This window comes from Paracoccus sp. DMF-8 (assembly GCF_029309835.1).
In the GTDB taxonomy this organism is placed as follows: domain Bacteria; phylum Pseudomonadota; class Alphaproteobacteria; order Rhodobacterales; family Rhodobacteraceae; genus Paracoccus.
The window spans coordinates 244859-256663 of sequence record NZ_JARJHL010000010.1 but is presented as its reverse complement, the minus strand read 5'-3'; the positions used below and the strand labels follow the sequence as shown (position 1 = coordinate 256663).

Annotated in this window: 21 protein-coding genes; 10 read left to right on the top strand and 11 right to left on the bottom strand. The window is 61.0% G+C overall.

Translation table 11 applies throughout. From position 1 onward, the window contains the following. Positions 1-2 precede the first annotated feature (2 nt). The 8 genes from PE067_RS08245 to PE067_RS08210 all read right to left on the bottom strand — a co-directional run bounded on the left by PE067_RS08245 (position 3) and on the right by PE067_RS08210 (position 5076). Entirely contained in the window at positions 3-668 is a 666-nt protein-coding gene (locus PE067_RS08245) for a terminase small subunit (RefSeq protein ID WP_276188771.1), read from the bottom strand. 174 nt (positions 669-842) lie between these two features. After that, positions 843-1571 carry a hypothetical protein gene (locus PE067_RS08240; RefSeq protein ID WP_276188770.1) on the bottom strand — a complete coding sequence of 243 codons (729 nt, stop codon included), beginning with the start codon at positions 1569-1571 and terminating at the stop codon, positions 843-845. A 97-nt stretch (positions 1572-1668) separates the two neighbouring features. Beyond that, on the bottom strand, positions 1669-2394 hold the full coding sequence (locus PE067_RS08235) for a hypothetical protein (RefSeq protein ID WP_276188769.1): 726 nt from the start codon (positions 2392-2394) through the stop codon (positions 1669-1671). Continuing rightward, entirely contained in the window at positions 2391-2963 is a 573-nt protein-coding gene (locus PE067_RS08230) for a hypothetical protein (protein ID WP_276188768.1), read from the bottom strand. The genes PE067_RS08235 and PE067_RS08230 overlap by 4 nt, the downstream gene beginning before the upstream one ends. A 172-nt stretch (positions 2964-3135) precedes the next feature. After that, positions 3136-3744 carry a hypothetical protein gene (locus tag PE067_RS08225; RefSeq protein ID WP_276188767.1) on the bottom strand — a complete coding sequence of 203 codons (609 nt, stop codon included), beginning with the start codon at positions 3742-3744 and terminating at the stop codon, positions 3136-3138. A gap of 26 nt (positions 3745-3770) precedes the next feature. After that, the gene (locus PE067_RS08220; protein ID WP_276188766.1) at positions 3771-4061 is read right to left on the bottom strand and encodes a DUF6378 domain-containing protein; all 291 of its coding nucleotides are present in this window, start codon (positions 4059-4061) and stop codon (positions 3771-3773) included. Further along, the gene (locus PE067_RS08215) at positions 4058-4759 is read right to left on the bottom strand and encodes a hypothetical protein (protein WP_276188765.1); all 702 of its coding nucleotides are present in this window, start codon (positions 4757-4759) and stop codon (positions 4058-4060) included. The genes PE067_RS08220 and PE067_RS08215 overlap by 4 nt, the downstream gene beginning before the upstream one ends. Continuing rightward, positions 4756-5076 carry a hypothetical protein gene (locus PE067_RS08210; RefSeq protein WP_276188764.1) on the bottom strand — a complete coding sequence of 107 codons (321 nt, stop codon included), beginning with the start codon at positions 5074-5076 and terminating at the stop codon, positions 4756-4758. Before PE067_RS08210 ends, PE067_RS08215 begins: the two co-directional genes overlap by 4 nt. A 73-nt stretch (positions 5077-5149) precedes the next feature. On the opposite strand from PE067_RS08210, the gene PE067_RS08205 reads away from it, so the two are divergent. Then, positions 5150-5626 carry a DUF4145 domain-containing protein gene (locus PE067_RS08205; protein ID WP_276188763.1) on the top strand — a complete coding sequence of 159 codons (477 nt, stop codon included), beginning with the start codon at positions 5150-5152 and terminating at the stop codon, positions 5624-5626. Between the two features lie 17 nt (positions 5627-5643). Here the strand turns inward: PE067_RS08205 and PE067_RS08200 are convergent, their stop codons facing one another. After that, positions 5644-5775 (bottom strand): hypothetical protein, encoded by a 132-nt coding sequence (locus tag PE067_RS08200; protein WP_276188762.1) that lies wholly within the window; start codon positions 5773-5775, stop codon positions 5644-5646. A 515-nt stretch (positions 5776-6290) separates the two neighbouring features. Beyond that, positions 6291-6473 (bottom strand): hypothetical protein, encoded by a 183-nt coding sequence (locus tag PE067_RS08195; protein WP_276188761.1) that lies wholly within the window; start codon positions 6471-6473, stop codon positions 6291-6293. Between the two features lie 145 nt (positions 6474-6618). Between PE067_RS08195 and PE067_RS08190 the strand changes: the two genes are divergently transcribed. The 3 genes from PE067_RS08190 (at position 6619) to PE067_RS08180 (ending at position 7827) form a co-directional block, all read left to right on the top strand. Further along, positions 6619-6963, top strand: a complete 345-nt coding sequence (locus tag PE067_RS08190; protein WP_276189522.1) for a hypothetical protein — start codon at positions 6619-6621, stop codon at positions 6961-6963. After that, positions 6912-7274 (top strand): helix-turn-helix domain-containing protein, encoded by a 363-nt coding sequence (locus PE067_RS08185; protein WP_346429673.1) that lies wholly within the window; start codon positions 6912-6914, stop codon positions 7272-7274. Before PE067_RS08190 ends, PE067_RS08185 begins: the two co-directional genes overlap by 52 nt. 304 nt (positions 7275-7578) lie before the next feature. Then, positions 7579-7827, top strand: coding sequence for a hypothetical protein (locus PE067_RS08180; protein ID WP_276188760.1), 249 nt, complete (start codon positions 7579-7581; stop codon positions 7825-7827). Here PE067_RS08180 and PE067_RS08175 read toward each other — a convergent pair. Continuing rightward, complete coding sequence (locus tag PE067_RS08175) at positions 7808-8029, bottom strand: hypothetical protein (protein WP_276188759.1); 222 nt, start codon at positions 8027-8029, stop codon at positions 7808-7810. The genes PE067_RS08180 and PE067_RS08175 overlap by 20 nt on opposite strands. A 138-nt stretch (positions 8030-8167) precedes the next feature. Between PE067_RS08175 and PE067_RS08170 the strand changes: the two genes are divergently transcribed. The 6 genes from PE067_RS08170 (at position 8168) to PE067_RS08145 (ending at position 11755) form a co-directional block, all read left to right on the top strand. Continuing rightward, positions 8168-8386, top strand: coding sequence for a hypothetical protein (locus PE067_RS08170; RefSeq protein WP_276188757.1), 219 nt, complete (start codon positions 8168-8170; stop codon positions 8384-8386). A gap of 289 nt (positions 8387-8675) precedes the next feature. Beyond that, positions 8676-8927 carry a hypothetical protein gene (locus PE067_RS08165; RefSeq protein ID WP_276188756.1) on the top strand — a complete coding sequence of 84 codons (252 nt, stop codon included), beginning with the start codon at positions 8676-8678 and terminating at the stop codon, positions 8925-8927. Between the two features lie 2 nt (positions 8928-8929). Beyond that, the gene (locus PE067_RS08160) at positions 8930-9136 is read left to right on the top strand and encodes a hypothetical protein (RefSeq protein ID WP_276188755.1); all 207 of its coding nucleotides are present in this window, start codon (positions 8930-8932) and stop codon (positions 9134-9136) included. Positions 9137-9393: 257 nt separating this feature from the next. Further along, positions 9394-10269 carry a prohibitin family protein gene (locus PE067_RS08155; RefSeq protein WP_276188754.1) on the top strand — a complete coding sequence of 292 codons (876 nt, stop codon included), beginning with the start codon at positions 9394-9396 and terminating at the stop codon, positions 10267-10269. Positions 10270-10430: 161 nt separating this feature from the next. Beyond that, on the top strand, positions 10431-10757 hold the full coding sequence (locus PE067_RS08150; RefSeq protein WP_276188752.1) for a hypothetical protein: 327 nt from the start codon (positions 10431-10433) through the stop codon (positions 10755-10757). Between the two features lie 11 nt (positions 10758-10768). Beyond that, positions 10769-11755: a DUF2303 family protein gene (locus PE067_RS08145; protein ID WP_276188749.1), complete on the top strand. Its 987-nt coding sequence runs from the start codon at positions 10769-10771 to the stop codon at positions 11753-11755. Positions 11756-11805 lie beyond the last annotated feature (50 nt).

Genomic DNA, 11805 nt, shown 5'->3' with positions numbered 1-11805 from the left:
TGTCAGCCCAGGTCCATGGCCGATTGTGTGCCGGGCAAGGCTACAACTGCGCCGCCGCGCCCGATCCGATCCTCGACCAGCCGCCGCGCTTCACCGCGCGCCTGGTCGCAATAATCCTGCATCTGCGCGACCTGCGACGGCGACAGTCCGAAATTCATCTCGGCGAAGTCCGGCAGGTTGTCCATGGCGGCGCCGAAGGCCACCAGAAGATCCTCGATCAGCGCCCGCGTCCTGTCCGCGCGCAGCAGGTCGCCCCGCTGTTCGGCCACCCGGTTGCGGTGATATTCGGCCTCGGACCATTTCCGCAGATCGTCGGCGGTCAGCTCGGCCTCTTCCTCGGCCTGGTCATCATCCAGATTCCGAAACGCAAGGGCCGCCTGCGCCGCCAGCTGATCGCCGCGCAATTTCGCCGCTCGGGACCGTTCGTCGCGATCCTGCCGCCACGCCCAGCAATGGGCGAGGCGGAATTCGTAGGACACGCCGTTCTGGCCTGCGCTCTCGACGGGCATGCCCTGAGAAAGCCATTTGGTGATGGTGTTTTCCGAAACAGCGAAGGCCTTGGCCAACTGCGCGCGGTTCAGCGGCGTGCCATCATCGACCACACCATCCGGCAACGGATAGCGCGCGACATCCAGCACGCCCCCATCCGCCAGAGTGATGGTGGTCATGTCAGCATCTCCAAGATCAAGATGAACAACAGCAACCCCAACCACAGCATCAGGTTGAAATTGCTAGCGTAAATGTAACGGGGCCCGAATTACCCCCGTGCGCGACCTCGCGGGGAAGGACCCAAGGGGGTGTTGCACGGGTGCCACAGGTTGCGGATCGGCACCAAATCGCGGTCAGCCCTGCCCCCGCGCCGCCGCCCGCGCGATCCGCGCCTCGATCTGCTGCCGCAGGTGGATGGGCAGGCGCATCTCGAAGACCTCATCCGCGCCCTCATAAAACCCGAGCCTCTTTTGATATTGAGGCACAACGCGAGTGAACCGCAGGACCTGGTAAATCACCCCGTCAGGGTCGCGCTTCCAGATCCCCGCAGGCAGGCGACTGTCCTTGCCCGGCACGAAAAAGCCCGCCCTCTTGCGATTGCGGCGGCGTGACGCCCGGGTCGTGTTCGCCGTCGCATCCCGCTGCGCCTGCACCGCCGACAGGGCCTGATTTCGCTCGCCTTTCGACCAGTTGCCATAGGCATCGAGGGTGGCGAAGGGCGCAGGCACGGCGGCGGTGATCAGCCCGTCATAGGCCAACCTTGAATTCAGCAGTTCCTCCAGCCCGGTGCGCGGCCTCAACCCGCCCGCTTCCTGAACTTTGAGATAGTCACGGTTTGCCTGTCGTGGCCGCTCAAAGACGGTGGCCTCAAGCCGCTCGGTATGAGCCTTGCGCATCCCGAAGGCGTTGCGGGTGAAGCTGGTTGGACGATCAAAGACCGCATCCACCCTGCCCCGCACATGGGCAAGAACATCAGCCGCTGTCAGGTCCAGCGCGTCCTTGGCCGCCCATTTGACTTTCTGCCCGGACAGGCCGGACAGCCCAATCTGAAGGTCCCGATCATCAAGCTTGAGCGTGATCATGGCACCCCCGGAAACGAAGAACGCCCGCGCGGGGATGATCCCGCCGGGCGCACGTCTAGATGATATTCAGATCCTTACACGCGTGTGACTTAAGCCGTCAAGATGTTTTGTCGCCCTCCATCCTCGCCAGACAGCGCCGCAGCGCGTCAACCAGCAGGCCAGCGTGCCGCGCGTTCACCCCCCAACCATGGCGGCGCAGAACGGCCCTGAACGATTGCCCGCGCAAACAGATCGCATCGACAAGATCACGATCAGTTATATTCCGGGCCAGATCACCACTGCGCGCAGAGCGCCGCGCGCGCCGAACCTCGATCGCGACACCCGACCCGATGCGCCGGCGCAACCATTCAATCTCGCGCCCCTCATCCACATATGCATCCATGAACTCGCCGCCGGTGGACGGCCCCGCAGCATTGCGCACCTCAAGACTGGCGCATTTCATCCCGGCCGCGTCATGACGCTCGACCAGATCACGATACCGCCGCGCAACCGCAACCTGCCCCTTGGTGAACGGAGAGACACAGGGGGTACCATCCTTGCCTTTGATACGCTCCGCCCGGCGCGCAAGATCATCAAAGATATCGATCTGGCGCGTTGCCATGAATCCTCGCCAGCCCGTGCGCTCGACCTTGTATCCATCCGCCGTCTTTTCGTCCGGCATCACGACATGAGGAGCGAAAGCAGACTGCGGCCCACGCGCCGGCGCAACCGGGATAAGCGGGCCGCAGCCATCGGGCGGGACAGCCCGCGCCTTGATCGCCGCCAGCCGCGCCCGCTCTGCCGCAAGCCGCTTTGCTCCCAGATCTGGATTATACGCCGTCATGCCGCGCCCCCTTCCGTGATATCCCTGCACTTCTGCAATGCAGCCAGACGCCGCTCCCGCCATGCCACCTCGTCCGGTGAAAGCGTCTCCGTGCGGGCAAGCCGCGCATCCAGATCCCGCATCCGGCGCACAGCATCACCAGCCGCATCGCGCACCGTTTTCAGCGACCACGATCCCGGCCAGCGGCGGGTTTTCCGGATCTCCGCCAGCAGCTCGGGGCCCCAACCCTCGGCGATTGCATTCTGCCCGATCTGATGGGCAAACACCGCCCGCATCAGCGGCGAGGCGCTATCACCCGGCGGCTGAATTTCAGCAGCCCATTGCAGGATCTGGTTGGCGATCGGGAAGCGATCACGGTCCTTGCCGCCCGGATTGGCCGCCACCTGTTCCTCCAGCGCGGCCAGACTGATTTCGCTCATATAGGCCAGCTTGGCGCACATGGCCGATACCATCTCATCAAACCCCGTCACCGTCAGGGACGAAGGCTTCGCCAGCCCGCGCGCCTTCAAAGGATCGACCAAAATACGCATCACGCGCTTTTCGCCCTCGGCTTGCTCTACAGCGTCCATCATCCTTCCTTTCTCAGCAAAGTCCCGACTTATCCACAGGCGATGCGCCCGACAGTCCGGGGATGGGGTGTGTTTTGTCTTTTCTTTTCATTGTCTATGTCCCTGTCGTGCAGGACAGTCCGAGACTGTCCGAGACTGTCTTAAAGTGTCCTTCGGACAATTCAGGACAGTCTTAGCGCCGCCCTGCCGGCCCTTTTCCAGCCAATGAAAATGAATGATCCATCCAGCGCTGAATGCCGCGCTCGATCCATGATGACGTGCGATATTCACAGCCTTCGCTGATCAACCATTCGTCAATCCAGCGAACCGCAGCATCATTTGCCGCAAGGTCCTTGTGATAGCCCGCGACCGTGATGCGCAGCCGCTGTAAACGTTTCGCGGCATTCGCCGCCTCATTCTTGGCGCGGTTATCCTCGCGCCGCGCCAAGGCATCCTGCAATGATCTGACAACCATCGGATGCATCAGGCGAATTTCCGCGCCGCAGCGGACGTGAACCCACTTGTGCAACGGGCCGAATTCCAACCGGCAAATCTGGCGGAAATGCGCAGGATCGACCATCAGCATCTTTGCCAGTAGATCCTGATCATCCGGCAACGTGCCAATGGGCGCCTGATCGTAAGATATATTGATCAGATCAAAGAAAAGCGCCCGGCATTCGGGCGTACCGCGCAGGCGCATTTCGCTGTTCAGCCAGCGCCGCCGTTCCCATGCCATGAAGTAGTGGCTATCCAGCCGATCATCCAGGGTGAACGGATATTCCGGCAGGTCATCGGTCGACACGGGGCCAACCACGCGCAGCGTGGAACTCATGCGTGCGCCCCTTCCTGCGGATCGCTATCGGTTGCCAGCTCACCACCACAAGCGGCGTACCCGGCCAGATCGATCCAGTTGTCGAGATGCGCGGGATTGCCCCATGCCCGGCAGGTTTTCAGATCCGCCAAAAGGATGCAGACCTTGGCGGGCGTCAGATCGACACCGATCCGTGCGCTCCAGACGCTGGCAATCATGCCGAACGTATCCTCTGGTCGGCCATGGGTGGCGGCGCGGTCGCGCGTTACGCAATCCTTTGCTGTGTCAAGAATCGGGCCGCGCTTCATATCAGGACCTCCTGGCGCAAAGCTTCACCATCAGCCCGGTCCATGAAACGAAACGCAGGCTCCGAGCCCTCATAATCCCGATCCCACACGAACCAGGCATTGCGCTGCGGCGGGCTGCCTTCGCCGGTGAAATCCAGCTTCCAGCGCATCAGATAGCAGTAGGAAAACGGCCGCTGATCCAATAGCGCACCGAGGCCATTCGCCCGCGCCGCCGGCCAATCCCACGACAGAAGAAGCGCGAGATAGCGCCATCCGGGCATATCCAGGGTGTGGCGCAGCCAGCGCCCGTGGCCATCCCGCGCATTGATCAGGTTGAACGGCGGATTCGTGATGACCGCAGGCGCCCGGGCGCAATCGCATTCAAAGAAATCCGCCTGATCACTATCAGGGCAACCCCGGTCGATCAGGTCGGTGGCAATGCAGGGCAAGCCGAAATCGCGGATCTCGCGCACAAGCGCCCCATCCCCGCAGGCCGGTTCCCAAACCGAACCGCAGGCACGGATGGCATCACCATCACGCGCCAGCAGCCCCCGGATCGCCTCAGGCTGTCCGGTGGGATAGAAATCATGCTCGCGCCGCACCTCGACACGCGGACGGGTGCGCACAGGCGCATCAGGCAGCAGCGGCAGCGGCTCTTTGACTGTCGATCCTTGACCACTGATGGCCCGGAAAAGAGGCTTGGCAGAAAGGGCGGTCATATACACTCTCCGCTCACCGGCATGGCCACGTTCGCAGATCGCGCCGATATCTCGCGCGCCGCAATTTCTGCAATCAGTACAAGCGCCATTCTTGACCGGTCCCCCTCTCCCATCGCCAAATAAGTGGTTGTCAGAGACCGGCAAAAATCAGCAGGATTGGCAAATCGGCTCAGCGCCTTATCAATAATGGATGCAGCATCAGACATGAGACAGATCCCCATAGATTGCCCGCATTGCTCGACGCGCAACGTTGCCGCGACAGTGCGGGCGGTATCGCCAGAAACACCCACCACCTCGTCCGCATTCGCGACCTGCAACAAGTGTCGCGTAGGAGTGGTTTTGTATTGTGAAAACCCCCCGCTGCCGGACACCCTGCTTACTGGCAGGGACTTGGATATTTCCACCGCCGAGGGCGTAAGACTGGTCAACACGCTGGCCGTCGCGCGAATGGAACCCCAGTACCCCAGCCCAAGACCTATCCTGCATATGCCGCAGCCAGTCCAAAACGCGTTTGAAGAGGCCGAGGCCAACTTTGCCGACCAGCGATGGCCAAGTGCTGCTACCGGATACAGACGCGCGATTGAACGCGCGCTCAAGGTTTTGCACCCCGAGGCGAGGGGCATGCTGAACGAACGCATTAGGGCACTCGAGAAGCAGAACTCGCTGCCCCCATCCATGATTGCCCTCATGGACAATATCAAATTTCTTGGGAATGACGGGGCCCATGAGATGGAGGACCCAGAGGCGAATGATGTCGCAGTAGGTCGTGACTTTGCCACGCTGCTGCTGACTTACCTCTTCGAACTGCCCGAGCGCGTTCGCTTGGCGACAGTAAGGCGAAACAAGGCTGCCATGACTGAACAGTAACGAATCCGACATGATCATCATACCGCACCCTCCTTTGCCCGCGCCTTCGCGGCGGCGGCCATGCGCGCGGCATCGGCCTGCATCAAGGCCATATAGATGCGGTCATATTGGCCAGACGACAGCCATCGATAGGCCGTGGTGGGGCTCACGCCAAGCGCCACATAAAATGCCGATCGGGAAGGCCATTCGCGACCGAACAAGGTGACAGGTCGGGCGGGCGCGCCGGCGCTCCTGTTATTCGGACCGGTCCCCGACCCGACACCCAGAAATTCGAGGCTACCGTGCCGGGCCAGATGCCACTGGACGGTTCGCAAGTGCACACCCGCCGCCTCAGCCACCGCTCTCGCCCCAACATACTCGTGACCGCGCCAAAAATAGACCCCCGGGCCACCCCGGCGATCTGGCATGTCGGGCGGGCGGTTCGTCCCCACCACCCGCCCGACAACATCACCGGCGCAGGGAGGTCGTGACCGCCGGTGAATTTTCGCCCCGCCGCCATTCTGACGGCTCTCGGCCGGGCCAGCCGCAGGTTTCGTGATCGCCGTGGTTCCCCTACCCGGGGCGGCGGCAATCACGGCGGGCTTCCCGGCTGTAAGTCCGGCGGACAGGTGCTGCGCCCCGCCCGTGTCATGCCCGCCCCGGGCAACCTGAAACCCCGCGACCGTCATCCGCGCATCACCCGCTGATAATCAGGAAGCGCGCGCATCGCGAAATCGACCACATCGCCATAGGGGCGGTGGGTGGCGTCCATCCAGTTGCAGGCTGTCTGCTTGGTGACGCCGAAAAACTGGCCGCACTGGGCGGCGCTGGAAAAGCTGACGATCATCAGCGCAGACCAGCGGCGCATGAACCCATCGGGATCAGGGCGCGCGCTGGCATGGGCGCGGCGGGTCGACCGGACGCACCGGCCGCGACCGCCCCGCGGCGGCAAGGACTTTTTCGCGCAGACATGCGCAGGCTGACCGCGATCAGCAGCCTTCAGAGGATTCGACATGACAGGACTCGTTGGAAGGGGCCGCAGATGCGGCGGGTTGAGGGATGGAAGCACCGAGCGCAGACGCCAGATCGGGGCGAACGTCCCGAACCTGAACCCCAATCGCCGCAGCGAAGGCAGCAGCGCGAGCTATGCCAATGCGCCGCTGCCCGCTTTCGATCAGGCTCAGCATCCCCGGAGAGATACCTACTTCGCGACAAATTTCAGTGCGCGAACGCCCGCTGGCGGCGATATGATCGGTGATTTCCATGCGCGATGGTTTACACACAGTAAACGCAAGATCAAGCAGAAATGTTTACACACAGAAAGTTTCCAGCCGATCGCGCGAATGGCATCTTTGTAAACACCATGAAATTTCGCATAAAAGAACATCGAGACGCACGGGGGTGGTCCCAACTTCACTTGGGTCAACTGGCAGGTCTATCAAAGGGATACGTGTCACTGCTGGAGAACGGGCGCCGTGATCCTAGCGCCGAAGCCTTGCGGTCGATAGCTGCGGCGTTCGGCATCGACGTCACAGAATTGATTGAGCCTAGCTCTGATGGGGCGCAGAAGCTCATCGATCACCTTACTGTTTTTCAACAGCTTTCCGAAGATGATCAGGACGCGATTGCCCGGATTGCTCGAAAGATGCTTCCAAACGAAGACGGTTAACATCGCGGATCAATTCGTCTTTTTTGACAGGATCGAGCCCCATCAAGATAATCACGTAATCGAACACATCTAACCGCAAGACATCCTCCCTCGCCATCAACCCGAACAGACCTAGAGAACGTTAGCAGAACAAAAATTGACCTGTCTCAACCATGACGCGATTCGCGACCTGTCCTTTCAGGCAGTCAAGACGGAATTATCGCCAATGCCCCAGAACCCTGATGCCGACGATCTGACCGCCCTGCGCGGGTTCCTTCCGGGCCAGATGGTAGAGGCTCCGGTCGAACCAACGAAAGGTTGAGAAATGACTGACAAAGATAGAATTATTGCCCTAGAAGAGCAGTTGGCGCAGTTGACCGAGAACGCCCGGCAAGCCGACGCAACCCTGGCTCTCTTCCTTGGGATGCTTATCGAGCTATCACCGTCAACATTTTCGTTCGACCCGACGGCAACGCTGGGGACGATAGGTGCGCCGGGGTGGCCCGATACATTGATCGAGCGGATATCCGAAGGTCAAGAGATGATACGCCGGTCTAGGAATCATCATCATTAGCGACCACGGAAGCCTTTAGGGTTCCGTCGCTACCCAGCCCTATATGGATCGTGTAACCTTTGTCTCCTGGGGTGATATTGCCGCCGGCGCGTGTGCGCGCTACCCGTTCCCAATGCCGCACACCGTTATCTTCCCAGGCACCGATCAACAGGGCGTCGCCCTCAATCGATAGTTCCCACTGGTCTTGCGGAAGCAGTTTCATCTTCTCTCCTTGCCCGCCCCACGGCGGGCTTTTTCATGCACCGCTGCCCGGCGCTGGCTTTGTGCGGCGGGACTGGACAGCAGTCCCGCCGCAACCCCATCATCAGGTCACCACAACCAACAGATGAAAGGGAACTGAATGGAAAAGCTTATCGAAACCATCCTGTGCCGTGACGACAGCGGCAATGAATACAAGGTCGAGGTCCGCCAGAAGTTCACTCTCAGCCGCCATATGCAAGGCGAAGACTGGATTCCCGGCCTAAAGCGGGCGTCCCTGCCCACAGGTGAGAACGTCAACTACATTGACGAATTCACCTTTAAGATCGTCCCAACCGGGATAATCCTCCATCGGCTCTGAAGGCACGAACTTGACCCAGTGAAGAAACCCGTAATCTTGCCAGGCACCAAGCAAAAGACAACCGCCCTGAAGGCTGACGCACCACTCCTCGCGCGGTAACAACTCCATCGCACCCCCTCAGCCCGCCCCACGGCGGGCTTTTTCATGCGCCGCTGCCCGGCGCTGGCAGGCGGACTTTAGCACGGGCGAATCGGTTCAGCTATCGGAAGTTTACACACAGTAACTTTTCGGTTGACCCGTAAAGTTTACATATAGTAAACATAGCCCCAGCAACCCGATGGAGCGACCCATGTCCCCAATCCCTCACAGCCGTGCCCCTTGGTGGGCAGAATATGACGAAGACGCCGCTGCTTGGTTCGTCTCTTCGACCGAAAGCCGCCAGGAAGGCAGCACGATCTGCCATGTGTTCCGGGGTGAAGCCGACGCCCGCCTGATCGCCGCCGCCCCGGATATGCTGGCCGCGCTGAAGGCCGTTGTTGCGGGCGATCCTCATGCCGTGGATCTGGCCCATTCCGCCATCGACAAGTCGCGGGGGGCCTGACCATGGAGACCCGCCACCCCGATCCAGATGTTGGCCCCTGCCTGCCCCTGATCGGCGTCATTGCCACCGCGATGCTGGTGGTGGTCGCAACCATGGGTCTGATCCTGATCGCCGCCAGCATCGACTGGCAGGCCGTCGCGGATTTCATCGCCCCCACCGCCGCCCAGTCCCGCGAAACCGGCTGGCAGCAGATCGCCGAGGGCCTGTGATGATCGTCAACGGCATGCACATCCTGACCAACTGGCGCACCAACCGGACGGTGGTGCTGACGCGCACCGAACTCGATCGGTTTTTCGACAACCGCGACCCGCGCGACTGGATCGTCTGATGCATTGCGCGTCCAACCGAAACAACAGGAGGCCTGATGGCACCCTTTCTCACAATCATTGGCGGCGTCGTCGTCATTGTCCTGATGGTCTGCGGGGTTCTGTGGATCGTCGAACGCTCAAATTCTGACGAATAAGTCATGAGGTATCAGATGGTAGGATTTCCACAAATCGTAGGTGCCACGGCAGTAATCTGCGCGGTCATCGGCATCGGCGGGCTGTTCGGGTCATATTACACCGTGGACGAAGGGGACCGTGGGGTCGTCGTCAAGCTCGGGGTTGTCAAAGGTACATCCGAGCCGGGCATCCACTTCAAGGCGCCCTTTGTCACCAGCGTCTACCACATTCCGGTGCGCAATCAGATCAAGTCCTATGAGGGCTTGGAAGCATACACGACCGACCAGCAAATCGCGACAATCGAGGGGATCAGCATCAGCTACCGCATCCCGACAGATCGGGTAGAAGACGTATATCGTGAATACAGGACCCCGGATGCGGTTGTTGATCGGTTTGTCGGGCGGCGCGTCAATGCCGAGCTGGAAAAGGTTTTCGGCCAGTATTCGGCCGAGCGTTCTGTTCGCGAACGGTCCGCGCTTTCAGCCGACGTTTCTAATGCTCTGAAAAAGCTGCCAGACGGCGCCCCCATTGAAATCCTGTCCGTCGAGCTGACCTCGATTGCCTATTCCGAAGAATACAGCCGCAAGATCAACGAGCGCATGGGCGCCGAGGTCGAGGTTGCCAGGAAGATGCAGGAGGTTCGGCAGGCCGATCAGGATCGGCAGGCCGCACAGCATCAGGCAGATGCGCGGGCGTACGAAATCAAAGCCAACGCAGACGCGCAGGCCCACTCTATCCGCGTCAAAGGTGAAGCCGAGGCAGAGGCGATCCGCCTGCGCAGCACAGCACTCGCCAACAATCCGGCGCTGATCGAACTGACGAAGGCCGAGAAATGGGACGGCGTTTTGCCGACCAGCATGCCACCGCAATCGACGGTCCCGTTCCTGAACGTGAAGTGACCATTCGGCCCTGCGCGCCCCCTCTGCTTGTCGCGCGCCCGGCCATAACTGCCCCCGGTCACTGCTCGGACCGGGGGCCTTTTCCAAAGTTATCTCTAACCTTGAAAGGCACTCAAGTGGACGAACCCCGAAAACCGCCCGAACTTCGCAGTCTCGATCAGATGCTGTCGCTGGCCGATGCTGGTGATTATCTGCCTGACCTGCTGTCCAGGATCGAGGCGAACAACGTCGAAATGCGCAGCTTCGCTCAGCAGTATTCCACTACTGCGAAGGGCAAGATCACACTGACAATCGATGTGAAGGTCGATCCTTTCGGCGCCACCGAAATGGTCATCGACGACAAGATCGTCGGGCCGAAACCACCCAAGCGCAAAGCGGTCGCATGGATGACCGGCGACGGCGCAATCACCACCCACAACCCCGCGCAATCCCGAATGGAAATCCGCGATGCCGGGAACGGCCGCCGCGAATTGCGCGCCGCTGAATAAGGACCAGCACCATGACCGAGACCCCCAAGAACATCGCTGAAACGATTATCGACGAACTGCGCCGCGTCGGTTCTTACGAGATCGTCAGCCACGCCACCAGCGAACAGCCCCTTGCCCCCTACATCGTCAGCGCGCCGCAGGACATGCAGCTGCATGACCTGACCGATAAGGTTCTGGCGGCGGCACAGTCGCTGAAACCTATTCAGCGCACCGGCAAGGCCCATCTGGCAGACCTCGACAGCCTGATCGAGTGGACCAACCGCTTTAAGGGCGCCGACACGGTGATCTTCGGCCAGATCCATCCCGCGCCCCGACTGACCACCGTGATTGATTACCATGGCCAGGGCGCACCCATCAATTCGCCCACCGACGCCGATCCGCTGGCAAATTACGGTCGCCACCGTGCGGTCTACGACTTCCCGGTGTCCGAAGAATGGAAGCGCTGGACCGCCATCGACGGCAAGGCCCTGGACAAAGACGTGTTTGGCGAATTCATCGAGGCACAGGCCGGTGACTTCCTCGACCCCACACCCGCTCTGATCGGCAGCACCGTCAAAGATGACGACATCGAGGCTTGGGAACGTCGCATGATAGAGGTCGCGGCCAAGATCCAAGGCCGGTTCGGCCAGTATTCCGCGATCAACCTGCTGTCGCGCGAACTGAAGATCCACGAGGTCGGCCATATCGAGGTCAAGACCAACCGAGACACGGGCGAAGCGCAGGTGCAGTTCCTGACCGAACACCGCAGCCCTGACGGGACGCCCCTGACACTGCCAAACCTGTTCATGATCGCGATCCCGGTATTCGAGGAAGGCGCCCTGTATCGGTTGGCTGTCCGCTTCCGCTACCGCAAAGCCGGTTCGGACGTGAAATTCATCGTCTCGATCTACAACCCCGACGCCGCACTGCGCGATGCCGCGCGCGAAGCCATGGCCACTGCCAAGGAGGCGACCAATGTCCCGCTCATGATGGGCATCCCCGAAATTGGCGCGGCCTGATCCTTCCGGTGCGCAGCGCTGCGGCGCTGCCATCCCGAACGATCAAGAGG

Excerpts from the sequence above, each read along its gene's own strand:
- PE067_RS08145 (WP_276188749.1), top strand. The coding sequence starts at position 10,769 with ATGACCGAGACCCCCAAGAACATCGCTGAAACGATTATCGACGAACTG.
- PE067_RS08160 (WP_276188755.1), top strand. The coding sequence starts at position 8,930 with ATGGAGACCCGCCACCCCGATCCAGATGTTGGCCCCTGCCTGCCCCTG.
- PE067_RS08195 (WP_276188761.1), bottom strand. The coding sequence starts at position 6,473 with ATGCGCCGCTGGTCTGCGCTGATGATCGTCAGCTTTTCCAGCGCCGCC.
- PE067_RS08170 (WP_276188757.1), top strand. The coding sequence starts at position 8,168 with ATGGAAAAGCTTATCGAAACCATCCTGTGCCGTGACGACAGCGGCAAT.
- PE067_RS08230 (WP_276188768.1), bottom strand. The coding sequence starts at position 2,963 with ATGGACGCTGTAGAGCAAGCCGAGGGCGAAAAGCGCGTGATGCGTATT.
- PE067_RS08180 (WP_276188760.1), top strand. The coding sequence starts at position 7,579 with ATGACTGACAAAGATAGAATTATTGCCCTAGAAGAGCAGTTGGCGCAG.
- PE067_RS08245 (WP_276188771.1), bottom strand. The coding sequence starts at position 668 with ATGACCACCATCACTCTGGCGGATGGGGGCGTGCTGGATGTCGCGCGC.
- PE067_RS08165 (WP_276188756.1), top strand. The coding sequence starts at position 8,676 with ATGTCCCCAATCCCTCACAGCCGTGCCCCTTGGTGGGCAGAATATGAC.
- PE067_RS08240 (WP_276188770.1), bottom strand. The coding sequence starts at position 1,571 with ATGATCACGCTCAAGCTTGATGATCGGGACCTTCAGATTGGGCTGTCC.
- PE067_RS08175 (WP_276188759.1), bottom strand. The coding sequence starts at position 8,029 with ATGAAACTGCTTCCGCAAGACCAGTGGGAACTATCGATTGAGGGCGAC.
- PE067_RS08155 (WP_276188754.1), top strand. The coding sequence starts at position 9,394 with ATGAGGTATCAGATGGTAGGATTTCCACAAATCGTAGGTGCCACGGCA.
- PE067_RS08185 (WP_346429673.1), top strand. The coding sequence starts at position 6,912 with ATGTTTACACACAGAAAGTTTCCAGCCGATCGCGCGAATGGCATCTTT.
- PE067_RS08220 (WP_276188766.1), bottom strand. The coding sequence starts at position 4,061 with ATGAAGCGCGGCCCGATTCTTGACACAGCAAAGGATTGCGTAACGCGC.
- PE067_RS08215 (WP_276188765.1), bottom strand. The coding sequence starts at position 4,759 with ATGACCGCCCTTTCTGCCAAGCCTCTTTTCCGGGCCATCAGTGGTCAA.
- PE067_RS08190 (WP_276189522.1), top strand. The coding sequence starts at position 6,619 with ATGACAGGACTCGTTGGAAGGGGCCGCAGATGCGGCGGGTTGAGGGAT.
- PE067_RS08235 (WP_276188769.1), bottom strand. The coding sequence starts at position 2,394 with ATGACGGCGTATAATCCAGATCTGGGAGCAAAGCGGCTTGCGGCAGAG.
- PE067_RS08150 (WP_276188752.1), top strand. The coding sequence starts at position 10,431 with ATGCTGTCGCTGGCCGATGCTGGTGATTATCTGCCTGACCTGCTGTCC.